The sequence below is a fragment of the uncultured Gemmiger sp. genome, from assembly GCF_934561205.1.
GTDB lineage: Bacteria > Bacillota > Clostridia > Oscillospirales > Ruminococcaceae > Gemmiger.
On the sequence record NZ_CAKTFU010000008.1, the window covers coordinates 48,047 to 72,023 of the forward strand.

General features: G+C 58.9%; 22 protein-coding genes and 1 tRNA gene. 2 read left to right on the forward strand and 21 right to left on the reverse strand.

The features are described from left to right. Positions 1 to 14: 14 nt before the first annotated feature. Positions 15 to 1,205 (reverse strand): dihydroorotase, encoded by a 1,191-nt coding sequence (locus Q0I19_RS06810; RefSeq protein WP_294759778.1) that lies wholly within the window; start codon positions 1,203 to 1,205, stop codon positions 15 to 17. 355 nt (positions 1,206 to 1,560) lie between these two features. On the opposite strand from Q0I19_RS06810, the gene epsC reads away from it, so the two are divergent. Beyond that, on the forward strand, positions 1,561 to 2,214 hold the full coding sequence (epsC, locus tag Q0I19_RS06815; protein ID WP_294759780.1) for a serine O-acetyltransferase EpsC: 654 nt from the start codon (positions 1,561 to 1,563) through the stop codon (positions 2,212 to 2,214). A 51-nt stretch (positions 2,215 to 2,265) separates the two neighbouring features. Here epsC and Q0I19_RS06820 read toward each other — a convergent pair whose 3' ends face one another. The 11 genes from Q0I19_RS06820 to Q0I19_RS06870 form a co-directional block, all read right to left on the reverse strand. Next, a complete protein-coding gene (locus tag Q0I19_RS06820) occupies positions 2,266 to 4,017 on the reverse strand; it encodes an NFACT RNA binding domain-containing protein (protein WP_294759782.1) in 1,752 nt (583 codons plus the stop codon). A 266-nt stretch (positions 4,018 to 4,283) separates the two neighbouring features. Next, positions 4,284 to 5,036: a Nif3-like dinuclear metal center hexameric protein gene (locus Q0I19_RS06825; RefSeq protein WP_294759783.1), complete on the reverse strand. Its 753-nt coding sequence runs from the start codon at positions 5,034 to 5,036 to the stop codon at positions 4,284 to 4,286. Beyond that, positions 5,027 to 5,701 carry a class I SAM-dependent methyltransferase gene (locus tag Q0I19_RS06830; protein ID WP_294759785.1) on the reverse strand — a complete coding sequence of 225 codons (675 nt, stop codon included), beginning with the start codon at positions 5,699 to 5,701 and terminating at the stop codon, positions 5,027 to 5,029. The genes Q0I19_RS06825 and Q0I19_RS06830 overlap by 10 nt, the downstream gene beginning before the upstream one ends. Beyond that, positions 5,688 to 5,894: a DUF1858 domain-containing protein gene (locus Q0I19_RS06835; protein WP_294759787.1), complete on the reverse strand. Its 207-nt coding sequence runs from the start codon at positions 5,892 to 5,894 to the stop codon at positions 5,688 to 5,690. Before Q0I19_RS06835 ends, Q0I19_RS06830 begins: the two co-directional genes overlap by 14 nt. 166 nt (positions 5,895 to 6,060) lie before the next feature. Continuing rightward, positions 6,061 to 6,339 carry a zinc-ribbon domain containing protein gene (locus Q0I19_RS06840; RefSeq protein ID WP_294759789.1) on the reverse strand — a complete coding sequence of 93 codons (279 nt, stop codon included), beginning with the start codon at positions 6,337 to 6,339 and terminating at the stop codon, positions 6,061 to 6,063. 145 nt (positions 6,340 to 6,484) lie between these two features. Further along, positions 6,485 to 7,039, reverse strand: coding sequence for a sigma-70 family RNA polymerase sigma factor (locus Q0I19_RS06845; protein WP_294759790.1), 555 nt, complete (start codon positions 7,037 to 7,039; stop codon positions 6,485 to 6,487). Between the two features lie 138 nt (positions 7,040 to 7,177). Further along, positions 7,178 to 7,942 (reverse strand): pyruvate formate-lyase-activating protein, encoded by a 765-nt coding sequence (gene pflA, locus Q0I19_RS06850; RefSeq protein WP_294759792.1) that lies wholly within the window; start codon positions 7,940 to 7,942, stop codon positions 7,178 to 7,180. Positions 7,943 to 7,982: 40 nt separating this feature from the next. After that, a complete protein-coding gene (pflB, locus tag Q0I19_RS06855; RefSeq protein ID WP_294759794.1) occupies positions 7,983 to 10,235 on the reverse strand; it encodes a formate C-acetyltransferase in 2,253 nt (750 codons plus the stop codon). 554 nt (positions 10,236 to 10,789) lie between these two features. Beyond that, positions 10,790 to 12,061 carry a phosphopyruvate hydratase gene (gene eno / locus Q0I19_RS06860; RefSeq protein ID WP_294759796.1) on the reverse strand — a complete coding sequence of 424 codons (1,272 nt, stop codon included), beginning with the start codon at positions 12,059 to 12,061 and terminating at the stop codon, positions 10,790 to 10,792. A 141-nt stretch (positions 12,062 to 12,202) separates the two neighbouring features. After that, positions 12,203 to 13,864 (reverse strand): glutamine--tRNA ligase/YqeY domain fusion protein, encoded by a 1,662-nt coding sequence (locus Q0I19_RS06865; protein WP_294759798.1) that lies wholly within the window; start codon positions 13,862 to 13,864, stop codon positions 12,203 to 12,205. 465 nt (positions 13,865 to 14,329) lie between these two features. Then, positions 14,330 to 15,175 (reverse strand): DegV family protein, encoded by an 846-nt coding sequence (locus Q0I19_RS06870; protein ID WP_294759800.1) that lies wholly within the window; start codon positions 15,173 to 15,175, stop codon positions 14,330 to 14,332. Between the two features lie 218 nt (positions 15,176 to 15,393). Here Q0I19_RS06870 and Q0I19_RS06875 point away from each other — a divergent pair. Then, a tRNA-Met gene (locus tag Q0I19_RS06875) sits at positions 15,394 to 15,469 on the forward strand. A gap of 346 nt (positions 15,470 to 15,815) precedes the next feature. Here the strand turns inward: Q0I19_RS06875 and deoC are convergent. From deoC to Q0I19_RS06920, 9 genes are all read right to left on the reverse strand, one after another. Continuing rightward, positions 15,816 to 16,496: a deoxyribose-phosphate aldolase gene (gene deoC, locus Q0I19_RS06880; protein WP_294759802.1), complete on the reverse strand. Its 681-nt coding sequence runs from the start codon at positions 16,494 to 16,496 to the stop codon at positions 15,816 to 15,818. Positions 16,497 to 16,535: 39 nt separating this feature from the next. Continuing rightward, on the reverse strand, positions 16,536 to 17,411 hold the full coding sequence (locus Q0I19_RS06885) for a YitT family protein (RefSeq protein ID WP_366012557.1): 876 nt from the start codon (positions 17,409 to 17,411) through the stop codon (positions 16,536 to 16,538). A 65-nt stretch (positions 17,412 to 17,476) separates the two neighbouring features. Then, positions 17,477 to 18,910, reverse strand: a complete 1,434-nt coding sequence (locus Q0I19_RS06890; RefSeq protein ID WP_294759803.1) for an HAD family hydrolase — start codon at positions 18,908 to 18,910, stop codon at positions 17,477 to 17,479. A 13-nt stretch (positions 18,911 to 18,923) separates the two neighbouring features. Next, positions 18,924 to 19,364 carry a PTS sugar transporter subunit IIA gene (locus tag Q0I19_RS06895; protein WP_215692341.1) on the reverse strand — a complete coding sequence of 147 codons (441 nt, stop codon included), beginning with the start codon at positions 19,362 to 19,364 and terminating at the stop codon, positions 18,924 to 18,926. A 42-nt stretch (positions 19,365 to 19,406) separates the two neighbouring features. Further along, the gene (locus Q0I19_RS06900; protein WP_294759804.1) at positions 19,407 to 20,159 is read right to left on the reverse strand and encodes a GntR family transcriptional regulator; all 753 of its coding nucleotides are present in this window, start codon (positions 20,157 to 20,159) and stop codon (positions 19,407 to 19,409) included. Between the two features lie 20 nt (positions 20,160 to 20,179). Next, positions 20,180 to 21,049 (reverse strand): PfkB family carbohydrate kinase, encoded by an 870-nt coding sequence (locus Q0I19_RS06905; RefSeq protein ID WP_294759806.1) that lies wholly within the window; start codon positions 21,047 to 21,049, stop codon positions 20,180 to 20,182. A gap of 2 nt (positions 21,050 to 21,051) precedes the next feature. Continuing rightward, complete coding sequence (locus Q0I19_RS06910; protein WP_294759807.1) at positions 21,052 to 22,056, reverse strand: SIS domain-containing protein; 1,005 nt, start codon at positions 22,054 to 22,056, stop codon at positions 21,052 to 21,054. A gap of 279 nt (positions 22,057 to 22,335) precedes the next feature. Beyond that, positions 22,336 to 23,121 carry a PTS system mannose/fructose/sorbose family transporter subunit IID gene (locus Q0I19_RS06915; protein ID WP_294759808.1) on the reverse strand — a complete coding sequence of 262 codons (786 nt, stop codon included), beginning with the start codon at positions 23,119 to 23,121 and terminating at the stop codon, positions 22,336 to 22,338. Continuing rightward, on the reverse strand, positions 23,111 to 23,911 hold the full coding sequence (locus Q0I19_RS06920; RefSeq protein ID WP_294759810.1) for a PTS sugar transporter subunit IIC: 801 nt from the start codon (positions 23,909 to 23,911) through the stop codon (positions 23,111 to 23,113). Before Q0I19_RS06920 ends, Q0I19_RS06915 begins: the two co-directional genes overlap by 11 nt. Positions 23,912 to 23,977 lie beyond the last annotated feature (66 nt).

Below are 23,977 nucleotides of genomic sequence, written 5' to 3' on the forward strand. Positions count from 1 at the left end.
GTATTTATAATGCTTTATTCTTCGATCTGAAAGGTGACCTTGCCGCCCTTGATGGTGGTGACCACCTTGCCGTAGAGCAGCGCACCATCGTAGGGGCAGTTTTTGCTCTTGCTGTGCAGCTCGTCGGCGCTGACCTCGTACATATGGTCAAGATCGACCAGCACCAGGTCGGCGTCGTAGCCGGGGGCGATCAGACCCTTGCGGTCTGCCAGACCCATCACGGCGGCGGGACCGGCGCTCATCAAAAAGCTGAGCAGCTCCAGCGGCAGGCGCTGTTCGCGGCAGAGCTTGGTGTAGCAGACGCCGAAGGCGGTTTCCAGCCCGACCATACCGGCTGCGCCGTTCTGCTTTTCCTCGGCGGTGTGGGGGGCGTGGTCGGTGCCGATGCAGGTGACGGTTCCGTCCTTGATGGCATCAATGAGGGCGGTCACGTCGTCTGCCTTGCGGATGGGCGGGTTGACCTTGTATTGCAGGCGGCTGTCGTCAAACCAGAGGTGGTGCGGGGTGACCTCACAGCTGACCCGCGCGCCGCGCAGGCGGCTCATGCGGATGGCATCGACGGCCTCCTTGGTGGAAACGTGGCACATGTGCAGCCGGGTGCCGTAGTATTCGGCCAGGTGGCAGTTGCGCACGGTTTCGATGTTTTCGGCAAGGCGGTAATCCCAGGGGCTGATCTCGCGATCCTCGGCGTGGGACATCACGGTCAGGCCGCGGTCGGTGGCAATGGCAAAGACCCGCGCCATAACGGCGTTGTTCATGACGCCGTTGCCGTCCTCGGTGATGAATTTGACGTCCTCGGGCAGGGTGAGCAGGTGGTCGATGCTTACGCCGTCAAAGTTTTTGGTGATGGACACCGTCTGGTTGGCGTCGCACAGGCCGACGCGGGCGGCCTCGGCCTCAACGGCGCGGGCGATCTCGGCGCTGGAGCAGACCGGCTTGGTGTTGGGCATCAGGTTCACAAAGGTGTACCCGCCCGCAGCGGCGGCGGCGGAGCCGGTGGTGATATCCTCTTTATATTCAAAGCCGGGGGTGCGCCAGTGGCAGTGGGTGTCAATAAAAGAAGGCAGCAGTGTGCGGCCCTTGGCGTCCAGCACGTCCTCGCCTTCGGGCAGGGGCAGCCCCAGACCGATGGCGGCGATCTTACCGTCCTTCACCCAGACTTCCAGCGGCTTTCCGTTACAGTCTTTTGCGTTGCGGATCAGCATAGTTTACTCCTTTTTGCGGGTTTTACAAAAAAAGACTTTTCCCAAAAACGGGAAAAGTCAAAAAGAAATACCTTGTGCAGCGCACAGAGAAAAGAACGCCCCACGGTTGATTTTATGACCGATGGTAAACAACGACATAGGGTGTGGCTCCTCTCGTACACAGTTTTTTATATTGTACCACGTTACAGGGCACGCTGTCAATGAATGTCGGGGCGTGTCGAGTTAGGGATTTTACAGAAATTTTTCCAAACTTTTGGACATTTTGACAATTTTTCAAACGGTTGCCATTTGGCAAAAAGTGTGCTACTATTAAAGGTAGTGTATAGAGGCTGATTTATAGGAAGAGGGATTTGTAATGGGTCTGTGGGAGGACGCAAAAAACATTCGGGACAAGGACCCCGCCGCCCGCAATGTGGCGGAGGTCATCATTTTGTACCCCGGTTTTCATGTGCTGGTCACGCACAAGATCGCGCATTTTTTGTACAAACATCGCTGTTTTTTCTTGGCGCGGCTGGTCAGCCAGCTGGCGCGGCACCTGACGGGCATTGAGATCCACCCCGGTGCCACGATCGGCCGCAAGCTGTTTATCGACCACGGCATGGGCATCGTGTTCGGCGAAACTGCCGAAATCGGCGACAACTGCACCATCTACCACGGCGTGACGCTGGGCGGCACCGGCAAGGATACCGGCAAGCGCCACCCGACCCTGGGCAACAACGTGCTGATCGGCGCAGGGGCCAAGGTGTTAGGCCCTGTGTACATCGGGGACAACGTGCGCGTGGGCGCGGGCAGCGTGGTGCTGAAAAACCTGCCCGCCAACGCCACCGCCGTGGGCGTGCCCGCCGAAGTCGTGCGGGTGGGCAACATCAAGTGCTGCCCCGCGGACGATCTGGACCAGCAGGACCTGCCGGATATCGTAAACCAGCGCATCAGCCAGCTGGAGGCGCGCCTGAGCCGACTGGAGGCCGAGGCGCAGGGCGAGTTCCCGCCCGACAAAACAAAGCCGTAAAACCGTGCCGCGCCGCCCTTTTGGGGCGGCGCGGCTGTTTTTGTATGGCGTTTACTTTTTCAGCTGTTCTTCCAGACCGGCGCGGGGCGTGACATAGACGGTGGTGTACACCTCGTACAGAACCATACCGGGCTTGGCGCCGTTGGCTTTCCAGATATTTTTGACCTCGGTGGTGTCCACCGCGACCTTGACGCCGCCGTTCTGGCTGGAATGGATGACCGCCAGCTCGGCTGCCTCCTGCTTGGTGGAATCGGGGATATCCAGGCCGCGGCTCATCACCACGCAGTGGCTGCCGGGCGCTTTTTGCACATGGAACCACAGATCCTTGCCGCGCGCGGTGTGCAGGGTCAGCTTGTCGTTTTGCAGGTTGTTGCGGCCGACCAGAATTTCAAACCCGTCGCCCGACATATACCGCAGAAAATCCGCAGGCTTCTGCTTGCGGTCACGCTGCTTGTAGTATTTTAAGTAGCCCTGATTTTTCAGCTCGGCGCGAATCTCGTTCAGTGCGGCCTCGCCGGGGGCGGACTCGACCTCATACAGCACGGTGGCCAGATATTCGATCTCGGCCTCGCCCTCGACCAGCAGCTTTTGCAGCATGGCGTGGGCGGTCTGCTTTTTCTTGTAGTCCTTAAAATATTTCTGGGCGTTGTCGTTGGGCGAAAGCCGCGGGTCCAGCTTGATGGTCACATCCTCGCCGGTATAGTAGTTCTGCACCGTGACCTGACGGTCGCCCTTGTGCATCGCCCACAGGTTGGCTTGCAGCAATTCGCCGTACAGGCGCAGGGTGTCCGCCTTGGCGGACTGGGCCATCTCCTCGCGTCGGGCTGCCTGCTTGCGCACTGCGCGGTCGTGCATGTTGTGCACCGCCTTATACAGCTCGCGGCTTTTCTGGCGCAGACGCTCGGCGCGGTCCTTGGTGGCGTAGTAGTCCTCCAGCATTTCGCTGTAGGTCGCGTACTGCGTCAGATGCGCGGCGGTGCCGTACTGCTGCGGCACAAAAAAGCTGAACTCCACCGGGCGCGGCGGCTCGTCCCCCTGGGCGATGCGCACCGCCGTGGGGGTGCCGCCGGCGGCGTGCTCGGCCTTCAATTCGTCCAGCGCGGCGGCGAGCTTTGTTTTTTCGGCTGCGGTCAAGTCACACGCCAGCGCGGGCGTTTCGCCCAAGGCGCGGCAGACGGCCTCCCGCATGACAACGGGGCCGACACCCGCCACCGATTTGCCCAGTGCAGCGGCCACAGGCAGGTCTTTTTCGCAGGCGGCGGCCACCATGGCGGCGGCGCTCACCTGCAAAAAGTCGGGGCGGGCGGGCTTGGGCGGCAGCGTGTAGGCAAGGCCCGGCAAAAGCTGGCGCACCTCGCTGTCCTCAAAGTCAACGCGTTTCAAAGCGTCGATGATGCGTCCGTTTTGCACCAGAACCAGGTTGGAGTAGCGGCCCATCAGCTCGACGGCCATGGTGTTGGTGACAAGATCGCCCATCTCGTTGGTGCAGCGGAAATCAAAATACACAATGCGGTCGCCCGCCTCGCGGCGCAAATCGACCAGCCGCCCGCCGGTCAGATGCTTGCGCAGCAGCATACAAAAGCCGGGGGGCGTCATGGGGTTTTCAAAGGTTTCGCGCGTCAGGCAGACGCGCGCCGAGCCGCTGCGTGCCGAGAGCAGCAGGCGGTGGGTATCGGTGCGTGTGCGCAGGGTGATGAGCACCTCGTCGCGGGTCGGCTCGAAAATTTTGTCGATTTTGGCGTCCAGCAGGGTGGTTTTCAGTTCCTCTGCCACAAGGGCAAGAGTTGCGGCATCTAATGACATACAGTGTTTCCTCGCGTGGTGGGAGAGATTTTTATAGATAAAAGATAATAGATAATAGATAATAAATTTGGTGTGTCCGCCGTGCGGACACGTTTTTATACAGGCTTACCCGTAATGTTCGCGTTGCCGTTATGTTGCGGGCGGGGCATGCCCCGCCCCTACCGGGTGGTGAATTTTTCGGCGGTGCCCCGCGCCTCGGAAGTAGCGGCGCCTTTCTTTGGTACTTTCTTTGGGCGTCCAAAGAAAGTACAAGCACCCTGTGTCCCTTACAGATACCGATACGGGTCGGTGTCGCTCTCAGCGTGGGCGATGTCCAGGGCGGGGAAATGCTCGCGCAGGGTCTGCGCCAGCACGTCGGCAATGGCGTTTTCGGTGCCCCAGTGCCCTGCCACCACCAGCCCTATCCCCTTCTGCTTGGCCAGCAGGGCGATGTGGTGGGCAGCCTCGCCCGTGACAAAGCAGTCCGCGCCCAGATCGATGGCAGCCTGCAGATAGCTGCCGCCCCCGCCGCTGACCTCCGCCAGACGAGTGACGGGGCGGGCGCTGTCCACAAATTTTACGCCGCTGTGCAGGGTCTTGGCGCAGAACTGTGCCAGCGCCGCCGTAGTGGTGGGCATCGTGGTGCCGATGCGGCCGCAGCCGTCGGCAAAGGACTCGCGCCCCTCGCGCCGGATTCCCAGCACGTCGGACAGCATATCGTTGACGCCGCCCGCCGCCGCGTCCAGATTGGTGTGCATACAGATGGCCGAAATGCCGTTTTGCATGAGCATGGCGGGCACATCGTTCTTGTCCAGACGGCGCAGCGGGTCAAAAATGACGGGGTGATGGCTGACGATCAGCTCGCAGTCGTTCTCGACTGCCTCCCGCACCACGGCGGGCGTGATGTCCAGCGCGGTCAAAATGCCTGTCACGGGTGTGCCCGCGTGGACCAGAAGCCCCACGTTATCCCAGCTGCAGGCCAGCTCCGTCGGGGCGATTTTTTGCAATGTATCGTAAATTTCCTGCACGGCTACGGGCATATCCGTTCCTCCATCTGCTGTATCAGGGCATCCACCGCGTCGGCCTCGGCGCCGGGGGCAAGGCCCAGACGGTATTTTTTCAGCTTGGCGTTTTGCTGGGCAAAGTACGCCCTGTCCCCCGGCTGGCCGGGAATTTTGCCGCACAGACATTCCAGCCCCGTCGGCTCGCGTTTTTCACCGTTGTAGCGTACATTCAGGACGGTATACCACCGTCCGGCAGCCTCGCACAGGGTCTCGCCCAGGGTGGCAAAGCCGTTTTGCGCCAGCCAGCGGCGCAGCACACTGTGCTTGGTGGCGGGCACCAGCACCAGGTTGTAGCGCGCATCGAACACCCACGGCGCTGCCGCCAGAATTTCGATGATGGTCTCCGCCCCCATGCCCGCTATGATGATGTCGTCCGCCTCGCCGGGCTGCAGCACCGAAAGCCCGCTGCCCAGCCGAAACTGCACCGCATCGCCGTACTGTGCGCAGGCCAGCCGTGCTTTTTGCAGCGGGTCGGGGCGCAGATCGCAAGCCAAAACAAGCGGGCAGCGTCCGCTGCCCGCCAGTGCGGCGCTTAATTTGCCGTGGTCGCAGCCGATATCCGCCGCCGTGTGCCCAGGCCTGACATAGGCAAAGGCAGCACCGAGGCGGGCATCCAGCCGCGGCACATTACTTGTTGCCAAAGTAATCGTTCAGCTCGGCAGCCAGGGCGTCGGCGTCCACGCCGTGCACGGCACAGGCCTGCTCCAGCGTTTCGCCGTGGGCGGCCATGCAGCCCAGGCAGTGCATACCGGTGGCCAGGAAAATAGGCACACAGCCCTGCGTGGGGTCATTCTGAAGAATTTCGGCAATGATGGTATCTTTCGTGACGATCATAAAAAGAATCCTCTCTTGATGTTTTTATAGCGTATGTGCCGCAAACGGCGATACATTGTTATTATACCCCAAACGGGGAAAAAGTGCAACAAAAAACCGCGCCTTACGGCAAAAACCGTAAAGCGCGGCAGATAAGGTTTAGCTTATATCACGAAAGCGTGGTAAATCAGCCGTTCTCCTTCATCTTAGCGAAGCACTCGCTGCAGTAAACGGGGCGATCTTCGCGGGGCTGGAAGGGCACCTTGCAGGTCTTGCCGCAGCTGGCGCAAACGGCGTCGAACATCTGGCGCTCACCGCGGGTGGCGTTCTTGCGGGCATCGCGGCAGGGCTTGCAGCGCTGGGGCTGGTTCTCGAAACCACGGCTGGCGTAGAACTCCTGCTCGCCGGCGGTCCAAACGAACTCTTTGCCGCAATCCTTGCATACCAAAGTCTTGTCTTCGAACATAGTGGGTATCTCCTCTGTGTTTGTATTTGCCCGCGGAAGAATCTAAACCAACGCATATGGAATGGACCAACGAACTGATTTTAGGCGCTACTGGGGGCAGGTTGTATATGACCAGGCAAAACGCCTGAATCCAAAATAGAAAGGCTCAGCTCTGCGTACCGCGCAGTTTGCGGCGGGCGCGTGCCAAGGCGTTCGCAACGCTTTTGGGGCTTGTGCCGAGGGTCTTGGCCGTCTGCGCGGGCGAAAGCCCGTTGACGCTGGCCAGCAGCACCTTGCGCTCGGTGGCCGAAAGCTCGGTGTGGACCTTGTGCAGGGCGTCGGCGCAGGCCTCGCTGGCGATGGCCTGTTCCTCGGGGCCGGGGCGGGTATCGGTGCCGTCAACGTCGGGCAGCGGAACGCTGAAATTCAGCGGCGCATGCTTTTTGCGCAGGGCCATCTTGCAGGCGTCCTGCTGGGCGTTGCGGATGCAGGCGGCGGCAAAGGCGGCAAACGGCACCCCAGCGGCGGGGCGGTAGCTGCGCACGGCCGAAAACAGGCCGATCAGCCCTTCCTGCACGATATCCTCACGGTCAAGACCCGGTGCCTGATACAGCGAGGCACCCTTTTGTATGGCGGGCATCATGTGGGCGATGACAGCCGCGTTGGCGGTCTCGTCCCCGCTGCGCGCCTGCGCCAGCAGTTCCTCACTGATTTTTTGCATAGCCTTGTCCCCCGAAGAAGATGCGAACACCTTTATAATAGCCGTAAAACGGCATTTTGTCAATCTTTTTTTTGCCCGAACCAACCAAAAACCGCACCGCCCCCGTCTGGGGACGATGCGGCTCGGATACGGGTCGGGTTACTTTTGCGGGGCGTCGGGGTACTCGCTGACGTGCAGCAGCGCTTCGGCGGCGGCGACCTCCTCGGCCGTGGGGACACGGGCGTCCTGCAGCGGGTAGTCGATGCCGAGGTTCTGCCACTTGAACAGCCCCAGCGTGTGGTAGGGCAAGATCTCGACCCGGCGCACGGTGGGCAGCGTGCGGATAAACGCATCCAGCGCGCGCAGCCCGTCGGCGTCGTCGGTCAGCCCCGGCACCAGCACATGGCGCACCCAGAGCGGCACGCCCTTTTGCGCGGCATAACGTGCCAACGCCAGAATATTGGCGTTATCGTGCCCTGTCAGTGCCCTGTGGCGCACGGGGTCGATCTCTTTTAAGTCCAGAATCAGCAGGTCGGTGTTCTGCAAAAGGGTGTCGAACCGTGCCATCCACGCGGGGTCATCGGGGTTGAACGGCTGGCCGGAGGTATCCAGCGCCGTGTGTACGCCCTTGGCCTTGGCCAGGCGGAATAGCTCGCTGACGAAATCCAGCTGCAGCAGCGGTTCGCCGCCGCTGACGGTCAGCCCGCCGTTGCTGCGCCAGTAGTTGCGGTAGCGGTACGCGGCATCGAACGCCTGCTGCGGGGTCTTGGCGTTGTCGCGCGTGAACGCCCAGGTTTCGGGGTTGTGGCAGTATTGGCAGCGCATGGCGCAGCCCTGCAAAAACAGGACATACCGCACGCCCGGTCCGTCCACCAGGCCGAAGGTTTCGACCGAATGGACGTAACCGATTGTGGAATCTGACATAGATGCACCTTTTTCTGTAAGAATCGCCGTTCAGGGCATATTACATCGTCTTGTGGCAGGTACGGGAGATAACGTCCATCTGCTGTTCCTTGGTCAGGTCGATGAACTTGACCGCGTAGCCGGAAACACGGATGGTGAAGTTGGCGTACTCCTCTTTTTCGGGATGCTCCATCGCGTCCAGCAGCTTTTCCACGCCAAAGACGTTGACGTTCAGGTGGTGGGCGCCCTGGTCAAAGTAGCCGTCCAGCACCTGCACCAGGTTGTTGACGCGCTCGCCCTCGCTGTGACCCAGCGCATCGGGGTTGATGGTCTGGGTGTTGGAGATGCCGTCCAGCGCCCAGTGGTAGGGCAGCTTGGCAACGGAGTTCAGCGATGCCAGCAGACCGTGAGTTTCGGCACCGTAGGAGGGGTTTCCGCCGGGGGCAAACGGAGTGTATGCCTTGCGGCCGTCGGGCATGGCGCCGGTCGCCTTGCCGTACACGACGTTGGAGGTGATGGTCAGGATGGAGGTCGTCGGCTCGGAGTTGCGGTAGGTGTGGCGGCGCTTGATCTTCTCCAGGAAGCTGCGCAGCAGTTCGACGGCGATGTCGTCGGCGCGGTCATCATCGTTGCCGTACTTGGGGAAATCGCCCTCGATCTCGTAGTCGGTGACCAGACCCTGCTCGTTGCGGATGCACTTGACCTTGGCGTACTTGATGGCGCTCAGGGAGTCGACCACATGGCTGAAGCCCGCAATACCGGTGGCAAAGGTGCGGCGCACGTCGGTGTCGATCAGCGCCATCTCGGCAGCCTCGTAGTAGTACTTGTCGTGCATATACTGGATCAGGTTCAGGATGTTGACATACAGCCCTGCCAGCCAGTCCATCATGACATCGTACTTGGCCATGACCTCGTTGTAGTCAAGGTACTCGGCGGTGATGGGGGCATAGGCGGGGCCGACCTGCTCGCCCAGCTTTTCGTCCACGCCGCCGTTGATGGCGTACAGCAGGCACTTGGCGAGGTTGGCGCGGGCGCCAAAGAACTGCATCTCCTTGCCGGTCTGGGTGGCAGACACGCAGCAGCAGATGGAGTAGTCATCGCCCCAGACGGGCTTCATAACGTCGTCGTTCTCATACTGCACCGAGGAGGTGTCGATGGAGATCTTGGACGCATAATCCTTGAAGGTCTTGGGCAGCGCGCTGGAGTACAGCACGGTCATATTCGGCTCGGGTGCGGGACCCATATTTTCCAGCGTGTGCAGGAAACGGAAGTCGGTCTTGGTGACCATGGAGCGACCGTCCATGCCGATGCCGCCGACTTCGAGGGTCGCCCAGACGGGGTCGCCGCTGAACAGCTGGTTGTAGCTGGGGATACGGGCGAACTTGACCATGCGGAATTTCATGACCAGATGGTCGATCAGCTCCTGTGCCTCGGACTCGGTCAGGGTGCCGTTGTCAAGGTCGCGCTGGATGTAGATATCCAGGAAGGTGGAAACGCGGCCCACGCTCATGGCGGCGCCGTTCTGGGTCTTGATGGCAGCCAGATAGCCGAAGTACAGCCACTGCACCGCCTCGCGGGCGTTGGCGGCGGGCTGGGAAATGTCGCAGCCGTAGGCGGCAGCCATCTCCTTCATGCCCTTCAGGGCAGAGATCTGCATGGCGATCTCCTCGCGCTGGCGCACGACCTCCTCGGTCATGGTGCCGTCGCCGCAGTTGGCGAAATCGTTCTGCTTTTCGCGGATGAGGAAATCAATGCCGTACAGGGCAACGCGGCGGTAGTCGCCGACGATACGGCCGCGGCCGTAGGTGTCGGGCAGGCCGGTCACGATGTGGCTGTGGCGGGCTTTTTTCATTTCGGGGGTGTAGGCATCAAACACGGCCTGGTTGTGGGTACGGCAGTATTTGGTAAAAATTTCGTGCAGCTTTTCGTTGGGCTGGTAGCCGTAGGTCGTGCAGGCCTGCTCTGCCATTTTGATGCCGCCGTAGGGCATAAAGGCACGCTTGAGGGGCTTGTCGGTCTGCAGGCCGACAACCTTTTCCAGGTCTTTCAGCTCGGGGTCGATGTAGCCGGGGCCGTAGGCCGTCAGGCCGGAAACGACCTCGGTCTCCATGTCCAGCACGCCGCCCTTGGCGCGCTCGTCCTTTTGCAGCTTCTGCAGAGCGCCCCACAGCTTATCGGTAGCCTCGGTAGGGCCGGCGAGGAAGCTCTCGTCCCCGTTGTAGGGGCGGTAGTTTTTCTGAATGAAGTCGCGGGTATTGACTTCTTCTTTCCAGATGCGGCCTTCAAAGCCTTGCCACTGTTTGAAATCTGTCATTTTGCACCTCTCTGTGTTTGTTGAAACGGAAATGTCCGTTCTTCCGCAGGTTATTATACCCTAACCCGTGAAGAAAAGCAATAGGTTCTTGTTGCAGCCAAAGGGAATCTTGTCTTGGCCATTCATACTATACCATTTTTGTAGGGATTTGTCTGTTGTCACGGCAACATTCGGGTTCTTTTTTTGCGCGTGGTCAGAGTTGAAATACGGTGTGCCGTGCCAAAGCCTTCCCCCTTTGGGGGAAGCCATACAGGCGGTTTACCCGTTATGTTGTTACAACCGCAAGGTCGCGGGCGGGGCGTGCCCCGCCCCTACCGCACAATGATTTTTTATTGCAGTTATCCCTTTGGTTGTAGGGGCGAGCATTGCTCGCCCGCGGGGTGACCCCGTTAGGTTGCGTTGCCGGGATGGCTGCTGCAGGCGGCATATATGCCGCCCCTACGGAGTACCCGTTAAATTGTTATCACCGTAAAACCGCGGGCGGTATATTTTTATTAAACGTGCCCGCGCCGCGGGCACACCTTATTTATTATCTATTATTTATTATTTCTTATTTATTCTCCGTACCTCCCCGCCCCGCCCAGCTCCTGCTCGATGCGCAGCAAACGGTTGTATTTCGCCACGCGCTCGCCGCGGCTGGGCGCGCCGGTCTTGATGAACCCCGCGTTCAGCGCCACCGCCAAGTCCGCCAAGGCTGTGTCCTCGGTTTCGCCGCTGCGGTGAGAAACGATCGCCGCAAACCCCGCTTTCTGCGCCAGCTTGATCGCATCCATCGTTTCGGTCACCGTGCCGATCTGGTTCAGCTTAATCAAAATCGCGTTGCCGCAGCCCTCGGCAATGCCCCGCGCCAGGCGGGCGGTGTTCGTCACAAACAAATCGTCCCCCACCAGGCGCAGTCTGCCGCCCAGCGCCGCCGTCATCCGCTGCCAGCCCGACCAATCCTCCTCGTCCAGGCCGTCCTCCAGGGACACGATGGGATACCTGCCCGCCAGCTGCCGCCAATGCTCGATCAGCTCGTCGGCGGTGTAGGTTTTGCCGGTTTTGGGCAGACGGTAGTGACCCGGTCGGTCGGTTTTCCACTCGCTGGCGGCGGCGTCCATTGCCAGCACAAAATCGACGCCAGGGCGGTAGCCCGCCTTTTCGATGGCGCGCAGGATATATTCCGGCGCGTCCTCGTCCCCGGCAAGATCGGGCGCAAAGCCGCCCTCGTCCCCCACCGAGGTCGCCCAGCCGTCGGCTTTCAGCAGCGCCTGCAGCGCGTGGAACACCTCGGCACCCCAACGCAGTGCCTCGGCAAAGGTGGGCGCGCCGATGGGCAGGATCATAAATTCCTGCACGTCCACCGTGTTGGCCGCGTGGGCGCCGCCGTTGAGGATGTTCATCATCGGCACAGGCAGGTCGGTTGCCGCCGCGCCGCCCAAAAAGCGGTACAGCGGCATTTTTTGGACAGCCGCTGCCGCCTGCGCCGCCGCCAGCGATGCCGCCAGAATCGCATTGGCCCCCAGATGCGACTTGTCCTTGGTGCCGTCCGCCGCCAGCAGCGCCGCGTCCACGGCGTACAGATCCCGCGCATCCAGCCCCTGCAGCGCCTGCTGTATCGAGCCGTTCAGGTTCGCCGCCGCCTTGGTCACGCCCTTGCCGCCGTAGCGGGCGGGGTCGTTGTCCCGCAGCTCCAACGCTTCAAACGCGCCGGTCGATGCCCCGCTGGGCGCAGCGCCTCTGCCCACCGTGCCGTTTTCCAGAACGATTTCCGCCTCCACGGCAGGATTCCCACGCGAATCCAGAATTTCGCGCCCCACCACGGTTTTTATGGAAAAATCACTCATTGTACACACCCCCGTTTTGTAGTCAGGGGTAGTATGGACGGAATCCTTTTAATTTATAAGAGTGGAGAGTTTAGATTTGGTGTGCGCGCCGCGCACATTTATTAAAAAACCCGCACCTTGCGGTGCGGGCGGAAAATCGTATTACAGCTTGAAGCTGTCTTTCAGGGTCACGATGCGGTTGTAGGTGCCGGGGTGCTTGCTGTCGGGCGTAAAGTAGCCGTTGCGCACAAACTGGAAACGCTCGCCGGGCTGGGCGTCACGCAAACTTTCCTCCAGCTTGGCACCGTGCAGCACGGTGACGCTTTCGGGGTTGAGGTAATCCTTGTAGTCGGCGCCGTCGGGGATGCTGTTCATATTGGCTTCGGTGAACAGCTTGTCGTACAGGTTGATCTCTGCCTCAACGCAGTGGGCGCAGCTGACCCAATGGATGGTACCGCGCACCTTGCGCCCGTCGGCGGGGTTGCCGTTGCGGGTTTCGAGGTCGGCGTCGGCGTGTACGGCCACGACCTTGCCGTTTTCGTCCTTGTCCACGCCGGTGCAGCGCACAAGGTACGCACCCATCAGGCGAACCTCGCTGCCCAGGGTCAGGCGCTTGAACTTCGGCGGCGGCACCTCAAAGAAGTCGCTGTTTTCGATCCACAATTCGCGGGTAAAGGCGACCTTGCGGGTGGTGGTGTCGTTGGCGTCGCGGTTGGGGTTGTTGGGCAGGTCAAAATACTCGCAGGCATCGGCGGGATAGTTGTCGATAATCAGCTTGACCGGCTCCAGCACCGCCACACGGCGCTGGGCGTTCAGCTCCAGCTCACTGCGCAAAACGGCCTCCAGCTGGCGCATATCCACGAGGTTGTCGGACTTGGAAATGCCCGCCTCTTTTACAAAGGTAAAGATGCTGCTGGGGGTATAGCCGCGGCGGCGCAGACCGCACAGGGTGGGCATACGGGGGTCGTCCCAGCCGTCAACGATGTTGGTTTCGACCAGCTCGCGCAGGTAGCGCTTGCTCATCACGGTGTTGGTCACGTTCAGGCGGGCAAACTCGCGCTGTTTGGGGAACTCGCCGCCGAACAGGTTGGTGATGACCCAGTCGTACAGGGGGCGGTGGTTCTCAAATTCCAGACTGCACAGGCTGTGGGTGATGCCCTCGATGGCGTCCTGAATGGGATGCGCAAAGTCGTACAGCGGGTACAGGCACCACTTGTCGCCCTGACGGTGATGGCTGACGTGCTTGATGCGGTAGATGGCGGGGTCGCGCATCTGCATATTGGGGCTGGCGAGGTCGATCTTGGCGCGCAGGGTCTTTTCGCCGTCAGCGAATTCACCGGCACGCATACGGCGGAACAGGTCAAGGTTTTCTTCCGGCGTGCGGTCGCGGTACGGGCTGGGACGGCTGGGCTTGCCGGCGTCACTGCCGCGGTATTCCTGCATCTGCTCGCGGGTCAGGTCGTCCACATACGCCTTGCCCTCGCGGATGAGCTGCTCGGCACATTCGTAGCAGCGCTCAAAATAATCACTGCCGTAGAAGATGCCGCCGTTGGGGTCTGCCCCCAGCCAGTGCAGGTCCTGCAGGATGCTCTGGACGTACTCGTCGCCCTCGCGGGCGGGGTTGGTGTCGTCAAAGCGCAGGTTGAATTTGCCGCCATAGTGCTTGGCGATGGTATAGTTGATGAAGATTGCCTTGGCGGAGCCGATGTGCAGGTAGCCGTTCGGCTCCGGCGGGAAACGGGTATGTACGGTTTCGACCTTGCCCTCGGCGAGGTCGGCGTCGATGATATCCGTCAAAAAGTTCGAGAATTTTTCTTCTGCCATAGTGTTACACCCCAAAAAGTCGGGCAGTACCGCAGGTTTTGACCCGCCGTTGCGGCGGACAGGGCGCGGCGCTGCCGTTGCATTATTCTTTTATGATACACTAATTGCGGCGTTCTTGCAAGAGGGACGGCAGGAAAAGTTGAAACGCTTGAAGCGCAAAGTTAAGAGTGGAGAGTTTTGCGTGGAGATAGGGTGTGACGCAGCATCAAAGCCTTCTCCCTTGGGGAGAAAGTCAGCCTGTAGAAAAAGCCCGTTTCCGGGACATTTGTAGGGATGGGTCTTGACCCATCCGCACATCTGGCCGCGCGCAGCGCATAAAATCGCGCCGAATGGCGCGTGGTTTCTTCGCTGTGTCGTGCTTTTGGCAAGGCAGCACGACACATCGTTAAAACCGTGCCTCGGAAGTAGCGGCAGTTTTCTCTGGTTCTCTCTTTTGCTGCCAAAAGAGAGAACAGCAAGTCACCCTTACTCCTCCGCCAGCACAAACGCCAGCCCCACCACACGCGGCCCGACATGGGTACCGATGGTTGCCCCCAACTGCCCCACACGCCCGCCGGTCAGATGCAGGTTGTTGTGCATGTAGTGGTGCACGGGGGCGACCAGCTGGCGGTCGTCACTGTACAAAAGGGTATAACCGTAGTTGGGGTCAACGCCGCCCATCTTTTCCAGCAGCTTGAACATCGCCACCAGCGCGCCCGGACGACCGCGGCCCTTGTCCTCCATGTGGATTTTGCTGTCATACAGCGAAAGCACGGGCTTGATGCCCAACGCACCGCCCACCAGCGCCACAGCAGCGGGAACGCGCCCGCCCTTTTGCAGGTGCTTCAGGCTGTCCACCACGGCGATGATACGCACCCGCTTTTTGAACACGTCCAGCTGCGCGGCAATTTCGGCAGCCGTGCAGCCCTGCTCACGCAGGCGCAGCGCCTCGCGCACCAGAATGCTTTCGCCCTGGGCGGCGGTCTCGGAATCCACAACGGTCACGGGGCAGTCGGCCTCGGCGGCGGCAAGGTTCGCGCACTGGAACGTACCGCTGAGTGTCTGCGCAATGGTAATGACCAGCACCTCGTCCCCTGCCTCGGCGGCATCGGCATAAGCCTGCATAAAGGCAGCGGGGCTGGGCTGGCTGGTGCGCGGCAGCTTGGCATCGGACGCCAAGCGCGCGTAAAATTCGTCTTTGGTCATTGTGCCGTCGTCCTCGCAGGTGGAGCCGTCGGCAAAGGTAACGGACATAGGCACCACCGCCACGCCGGGCTGGCAAAGCTCGCGTTCGGTAAGATCGGCAGCGGAATCGGTAACAATACGGATCATAGAAACTCCTTTATATTTGTTGACTGTTCAACAACTTGCGTAGACAGTATACCACACCCCCGCCGGATTGTAAAGAGGGCAGTTACCCGCCGCCCCCGCTGCCATTTCCAAAAAGAATTTTCGGAATTTTCGAAAAAACGCTTGACAGCCCCGCATATCCGTGGTATTATATCTAAGCAGTTTGAGGCATGCAAGCCCACAAACCGCAAAACAAATATCGCGGAGTAGAGCAGATGGTAGCTCGTCGGGCTCATAACCCGGAGGTCGCAGGTTCAAGTCCTGTCTCCGCAACCAACAAGGAACGGTAAGACGTCAAGTTTTATCGTTCTTTTTCTTTTGCAGACCGCAAAAAAAGAAAAGTGGTAACAAAGTGGTAACTCATTTGTTACCATCTCCGAAAATCACGCTGCTCAGGGTGTCCCCTGCCCTGATTTTGGCAGCGCCGATGCCGTGCCGCAGCCGGCAGACTCTATAAAGAAGGCCACCTATCGCCTGAAAAATATGACGCTGCCGGATTACATTACAGAATGTTATAAAACCAAAAAAGAAAGCCAATAAAACAATAAGCACCACCAAGTTGAACTTAGTGGTGCTTATTTGCTTTATGCAGTTCAGACCGTTCCGGCCATCCCCGGCGCTTTTATAGCCTGTGTTTCAGTTCTTCTACAATGCTGACGCTGGCCGTGGAGCCGATGCGGGATACGCCCAGCTCGATCATGCGCAAAGCGGTATCCAGGGTGCGGATGCCGCCGGCCGCCTTGATCTTTACCTCATCGCCGACGCATTTTTTCATCAGCGCCACATCCTCAAAGGTTGCACCGCCGGTGCCGAAGCCCGTGGATGTCTTTATGAAATCCGGGCGGACCTCCCGCGCGATGGAACACAGTGCGCGCTTTTCCTCCTCGGTCAGGTAGCAGTTCTCAAAAATCACTTTCGAGATCACCCCTGCACCGCGGCATTCCTCTACAATGCCGGCCATCTCATGCTCAATGAAATCGTAGTTTTTCTCTTTCAGCTGCGTGATATTGATAACATAATCGATCTCATCCGCGCCATTGGCGATTGCATCTACGGCTTCGTATTTCTTGACCTTGGGCGTACTCTGCCCCAAGGGAAAACCAACCGCCGCGCCTACATGGACCGATGTTCCCGCCAACAGATCCTTGCACAGGGAAACGGGAGCCGGATTGATCGCCACCATGGCAAAGCCGTACTCGCGAGCCTCGGCACAGAGCTTTTCAAAATCTTTGCGCTGCGCATAGGCGCGCAGCTGGGTATGGTCAAAGTAAGCTGCCAATTTGGCAGGCGTAATAGGATTCATAACAAAACGTTCCTTTCTTTTCGTGTGCGGCAGCAATCTTTACAAAAACGATGCTGTCTTGCCGGGGTCAACGAAGCCCTCGCCGTAAACCTCGCCGGTTTCCGTCACCATGACCATGCAGCCGGGGTCGATGCGGTAGGCCGCCATCCGGATGCGGTACACCTGCGGTCTGGCACAGACGCAGAGCAGCATCTGCCGTTCCGTACCGGTGTATGTGCCCACCGCTTTGACCATCGTTGAGCCGCGCTCACATTGGCGGGAAATTTCGTCCGCAATTTCCTGCCCCTTGGTGGTGATGATCGTCAGCATTTTGCCTGCATTGCTGCCGTACATGATTTTGTCGATAACCAGCGAGGTGACCGCCGTTGTGACAAGTCCGTACAAAACGGCATCGACAGAGCCAAACACAGGCCAACCCAACAGGATGACCACAAGGTCTATCGCACCGGTCACAGCACCGACCGACAGATGCGGGCGCAGCACTTTGATCGACATCGTCAGGAAATCGGTGCCGCCACTGGACGAACCCCGCATATACAAAAGCGCCAATGCGCCGCCCCATGTGATGCCCGCAAACAGGGCCGCCAGCAGCGGATCGCCGCCGTAGCCGGGCTGGTCTGCAAAGACAACATCCTGAAAAAAGGTACACCACAGCATACTGATGACCGTTTTTCCCAGAAAGGCGCGTCCCACAAAGCGGAAGCCGAGCAGAATCAAGGGTACATTCAGCGCCAGCGTTGTGATGCCGATGGGGACCCCCCACAGATAGTTGCCCAGCAAGGCAAGACCCGACAGCCCGCCGGGTGCAAAGTCGGCACCCTTGGCAAAATAGCAGATGCTCAGGGCATACAGAAACCCTGCAACCAGGTTATACAGCTGATCCGCGACCAGGGTCTTCGTTTTTTCTTTCATCATAGAACACTGCCCCTTTTGGAAAACGAGGAGCCTTTCTTGCGGGAAAGCGCTCCTCGTTTTGCAATTTATCCAATCAGTTTTAATTTTTGGAGTGCATGGGCGATGCCATCGTTTTCCACGGTGTCTGTGACCATATCGGCACAGGCGCGCACCTGCGGCAGAGCATTGCCCATAGCCACACCGATACCGGCCAGCTGCAGCATTTCCAAATCGTTGTCGGCATCTCCAAAGGCAATCGTTTCCTCCGTGGTGATACCGATTGCCGCACACAGGGCACGGATGCCGTTTTCCTTGCCGCCGGATCGGCTCATCAGATCCACCACGGCATCTCCCCAGCGCTTTGTCCGGCAATGGGGCATCTGCCGCAGCAGTTCTTCTTCCTCCTCCTCGTTCACGAAGGGGATGACCTGATAGATGCGGCGGTTTTCCAAATCGGAGATGTCACGCACAGCGGGCACGGCGGTGCCGATTTTTGCCTGCTCTGTCTCCATACGGGAATCCACACAGTTGGCGTACATCCTGTCTTTTTCAAGAAAGATGCAGCTGCAGTTCTTTTTCTGTAGAAACCGCTTCAAGGCCGACAGATCCCCGGCCGGAATGGGCGTTTCCCGCACGATCTGCCCCTGCAGCTCACAGAGCTGACCATTCATATAAACAGCACCGTCAACCGTGATCCCGGGCAGCATATTTTCTTCCTCGATTTCCAACGCATGGCGTCCGGTACACAGAAATACCTGCACACCGCCGCGCTGTAAAGCCTGCAACGCAGGGGCTACACCGGGCGGCATCCGATGCCCGCCCACGGTAATCAGGGTGCCGTCCACATCAAAGAAGGCGGCGCGTATCCTTTTTCCGCCGCACGCCGCCAGCGCAGGCAGCTCGGCAAGGCTGTCGATATGCAGCTGCGCCGCGCGCTGGTCAAACGGGAATCTTTCGTCCCGCAGGGCAGCCACAACGCCGCCCGCCGCCGTACCTGCCTGCACACCGTAGGTGGAGTCCTCCACGATCAGACATTCCTCCGGCTTGCGCCTCAGCTTGTCCATGGTGAAACGGTAAATTTCGGGGTCCGGCTTGCTGTGGGTAAATTCGTGACCGCTGACGATACAGTCAAACAACTCGCGAATCCCGCATTGTGTCAGGACCTGCTCAATACATTCCCGGCTGCTGCTGCTTGCAAGGGCCACCTGCAGCCCCATCTGCTTTAATTCATGCAGCAGCGGACGAACCTCTTTGCGCAGAATGTCCGGGTAGTACACCTGACACTGGGCGTTCATGGCGTCCATTTCCTGCCGGAATGCGGCATCGTCGGTGCGGCGGCAGAGCTTTGCCATAAAAGGCATATATTCCTGCCCGGAAATGCCCACCAACGGGTACATGCTTTCCAGGGTGATCCACGGGTAGAACGGTTTCAGGTGCGTATACTGATGGTGCAGGTAGACCGGTTCACTGTCGATCAGCACGCCGTCCATATCAAAGATGACTGCCTTGATCGGCTTCATGGTGTTTCTCCCTTCAGATACCGTCCTCGTCCTCCTGCGGCTGGGCGGGAACCTCCAGCACAAACTTGCCGATGTTCTCGTGCCCGGTCTGCATAATGTCGGCGGCCAGTGCATCCACGTCGGGGCATTCGTCGCCGGTGATGTTGCGCATACACAGGTCCATCAGCATACTGCTGTTCAGCCCGGAGATCACACGCACCTTGGGGCGGGTCATGGAAAGCCCCGCCGCGCGGTTATACGGCGTACCGCCGGCAATGTCTGCCAGCACCAGAACAGCCTCGCAGTCTGCATAGCTGTCGATTGCCTCTGCCAGCTGTTTTTCAAACACTTCCACATCCATGCCGTCGGCAAAATCCACGGCCTTCAATTCCGCATCACTGCCTGCCAGCATTTTTACATTGGCAGCCATACCGGCGGCAAAGCCGCCATGCCCGGTCACAACTACACCTACCATTAAACTGCACTCCTTTAGCAAGACCGGGCACACAGACCCGGCTTATTGGTTGACAACTTCAAATTCAAATTTCTGGGTAACGCCGTCCAGATACTCTTTACTGAGGTCGATCGGGCGGTCGTTCTGGTCCATGACCGTGTTTTCGACATACAGCACGGGGGAACCGCGGTGTACGCCGAACAGATTAGCAAACTCGGCGTTGGCGGTCTGCGCCATCAGCACACGGCGGGATTTAATGACCCTCTCGTGGTAGACGGTTTCAAAGACATCGTACAGCGAGCGCCGGGCAAAGTCGTAGGCATCAATACCGGGAAACACAGATTCCGGCACATAGTTTTCGACAAGAACAAAGGGCTTTCCGCTGACATAGCGCATACGCACAAGATGGTAGCAGCGGTCCCCGCGTTCCAGCTTGAGCCGTGCAAACAGTTCCGGGGTATAGCTTACCCACTCTGCACGCAGCACCTCGGTACGGTGTTCCAGGTTCAAAACCCCCATCTCGGCGGCAAAGCTCAGCTGCTTGTTCAGGAAGCGTCCGCGGGTATCGGGGCTGCGCACAAAGGTGCCGCGCCCCCGCATACGTTCCACGAAGCCTTCTTCGATCAGCATATTGTAAGCCTGCCGCGCAACAGGGCGTGAAATCCCGAACTGGGCGCACAGCTCCTCCTCCGTCGGCAATTTTGTCCCTGCCGACAGTTTTCCGCTGGTGATAGCCTCCAGCAATGCCTTACGCAGCTGTTCGTACAGAGGAACTGCGCTGGTTTTGTCAAGCTGTATTCCGTTCAGTTCGATCATAATGGGAAATCTCCTTCTTATTATTCGGTGCCGTCTTGGGAGATTTCCGCTTTACAGCCAAAGCCGCCCTGTGCCATACAGTTGCGTGCCGAGACCTGCTGCCCGGCAGCCAGTGCTGCCAGAAGCGCCTGCTCCGGCATGGGCTTTGCTTTTTGCCACCCCGCAGTATACAGCGAGCAGAGGAAGGCGGCAAGGAAAGAATCTCCTGCCCCCATTGTATCACTTGCCTCTACCATTTGGGTAGTCTTTTCCACAATTTTTCCCTGTACGGACAACATTTGTCCGGCAGCACCCATTGTAGCCAGCACATGCACCACGCCCCGGCGATGCAGCGGCGCGCACAATTCCGCAAAAGCAGCCTCGTCCATCGGCTTGCAGGAAAGCATCGCCAGATCTATGCCGTGGCAGACCTCGTCATAGTAGGCATCGGTGCGGTACTTTTCCTTTTCGCCGAAGTCATAGGCAAACACGGCGGGCAGCGCCTGCACAGCCGCCATCTGTTCGGGCATTTTGGCGTTGCAGCTGCTGACGATCAGATCGGCAGTTTTCAGCTCGTCCAGCTCCCGCGCACCGATCTGCAGCGGACCGGTCCAGCTTTCCCCGGTGATGACCTCGATAAAGCTGCGCTCCCCGTTGACCACATCATAGCTGCACACCTTGGTGGTACGCCCTTGCAAAACGGGACAATGGCTGATGTCCACGCCGTTTTCTTGGAGTGCTTTCTCCACAATATGTGCCATCTTGTCATCGCCGAGGGAGCCGAGATACTCGGCCTGTGCCCCCAGCCGCGCCGCATGAACTGCAACGTTTACCGCATTGCCGCCGGGGAAGCACTCCTGTGTATTGTGGTAATAGTCTATTACGTTATCCCCTAATGCAATCAGTTTCATACTCAATAGCTCTCTTTTCTGTAATAGCGGCGGATATCCAGAGAATGATCCGTGATGACCTCAATATTCTTGCTGATGCGCTGCAGAACAGCCGCCATGACAACGGGGCTGAGCAGCGGGCGGAATTCATCGCTGATGCCGGGCAGTGCATACTCCTTCGTGTCAAAGCAGGTCAGCTTCTTGGTATGACGGGCGGCAAACTCCTTTACGCGCTCGTCCTGCGCACGGGTGGGGCCCTCGGTCAGCAGCAGCGTGGTGCAGACATCGTCCTCCAGCAGCTCCAGTGTGCCGTGGAAGAATTCCGGGCTGGAAACGCTCTTGGTGCGGATCCACTGGCTTTCCTCCAGCACGCACATGCTGTAGCTGTAGGCGGTGGGCCACAGATCGCCGCTGCCGATCCAGATGTTGTACGGCTCCTTGCAGTAATCCTGCGCGTATTTCAGGCACTTGGCATCCGCCTGCTTGCGCACCTGCGCCAGCGCAAAGGCGAGGTTCTTCAGCTCATCCGCAAAGCGGGGGTAGGCATCAAAGCATCCGCTGCGGTACAGGATACGCCCGATCAGGAGGTAGAACACCAGCTCCTGCGGGCGGCCCTCGCCGTAGACGATGGTGTCATCGCAGATGGATTCCAGCGTGGAGTTCTCCTTGCCGACAGCGGCAAACAGGCGCACGCCCTGCTCCTTCAGCCAGTTGGCTGCCTTTACGGTCTCGGCGGTGTCGCCGGACTTCGAGGTCAGGAACGCCACAGTCTTATCGGTGATGCGGTTGCAGTCGCCGGTCATCAGGTTGGCGGACAGGACATTTTCGACCGGCAGGCGGGACATGTGGCGGATGTAGAAGGCGAACGGGTCCAGCATCGCCTGAGAACCGCCGCTGCTGGTGAACAGCAGCAGGTCAAACCCGTTATCCACAATCGAATCCGCGATTGCCTCGATCTTGGCGCGCTGGTCGTAGATCTTAGCGCCGTTGGCAATGATCTGGTTTTCGTCAAAGTTTACCATGTTCATAGGTACAATAGCCTCCATTTGTAACTTTGTTATAACAATATAGCTTGTAAAAAATGCGGCTCGCGGGGGAATGCTGAACCGGCGCGAGCCGCCGCAGATAACCTTAGGCAATACTGCACAATTCCCGCCTTACGGCTTAAGCACCGCTCCGGCGGCTGCGGCACGGCATCTGCGTTGCCAAAATGCTCGATAAGACATCCAGTATTATCTGCGCTTTTGGCTTAGCAGCTGCCGCACCTCGCTCGCCGTATCGGCACTTAGAATTATGCGGTATTGCTCTTACATAATGCCCAGGAAGGACAGTGCAACCGACAAAGCAATGACCAACAGGATCAGCTTCATGGTGTTGACATTCTTCTTCTTGAACAGCCAGTAGAGCAGGAACACAAAGCCCAGCGGCAGGATGTTGGGCATGATGGAATCAAAGATGCCCTGCACGGAAACACTGGAAATGACAAGCGTTTCGGGGAAAGCAAAGGATACATAGCTGGGGATCAGTCCGCCGACGACCATAACGCCCAGAATACCGGCAGCCTTGCTGATATAGGCAGCGTTATCACCGATGAACTTAATGGAGTTGACACCGGCATTATAGCCCAGCCGCACGAACCAGATGCGGCTGAAGATAGCGGTCAGTGCCCAGAACAGAATGTAGAAGATGGGTCCCAGAACATTGTTCTGCGTTGCCAGAGAGCAGCAGATGGAGGCGATGATGGGCATGGCGGTGTACCACCAGATGGCGTCGCCCAAGCCTGCCAGAGGTCCGAACAGACCGGTTTTCAGGCTGTGGATCATCTCACGATTCTGACCGGCCTCCTCCATGGAGACGATCAGACCCTGCAGGATCGCGGCCATATGCGGCTCGGTGTTGATGAAGTCGAGGTTGTTTTCCAGCGCGGCGGCCATTTCCTCGTTGTTGTCGCCGTGGATCTTGCGGAGGCACTTGGTCATGCCGTAGCAGAAGCCTACGGCCTGCATACGCTCAAAGCTGAAGCAGCACTGCTCCGCCATAGAGCGGACGGCCATTTCGTTGAGGTCTTTTTTTGTGATCTTATTAGATGCCATCTTCAAAATCTCCTTCCTGGGCGGCAGCTGCAGCGGATGCAGCCGTCAGCTTGGCGTTCTCCATATCGCGGGTGAAATTGACATAGGCGATGCAGCCTGCAATAACAGCAATGGGCAGGATGTTCTGGCAGTTGGTAATGACCATAATGACAAAACCGGCAAGCAGATAGGCTGCGTTTTCCTTCTTGAGCATAACGACCAGCAGCAGGGCAAGGCCGACAGCCGGCATCAGACCGCCGGCCACTTCAAAGCCGTGGACAAGCCATTCCGGGAAGGCTGCCACGAAAGCGGAAATACCGCTCTGCAATGCGTAGGTGGACAGGAACGCGGCAAGGGCAAACATGGCGGCATACAGGACCCAGCCGGTATACATGACCTTGGCAATGCCTTTTTCGTCACCGGCGGCAGCGCATTTGTCGACCTTCGGCAGGAAGCCGGCGTAGAAGGTGTTGGTGCCGGTGTTGATCCACTGACCGATCAGCGCGAACGGAACCGCAAGACCCAGCGCCGTGTTGACATCGCAGCCGGTGGTGTACGCCAGCACGGTGGTCATCAGACCGGCAAACAGGGGATCCGGCGGCACGGTGCCGCCAACGGTCAGCAGACCCAGGTAGGAAAGCTCCGCAACGGCACCTGCCTGCATACCGAGGCGTACATCGCCGAGGATGATGCCGGTGAAAAACGCTACGACCAGCGGGCGGAACCACATAAAGGTTTCCATGTGTTTGTCGAATGCGCAGATGAAAACGAGCAGCGCAATCAGCAAACCTTGCACGAGTGTGATTTGCATAGATGTTCTCTCCTCTTTATAAAATATATTTTTTGCCCTGCAGCCCTTCTGCAGAGCCGGAACCTT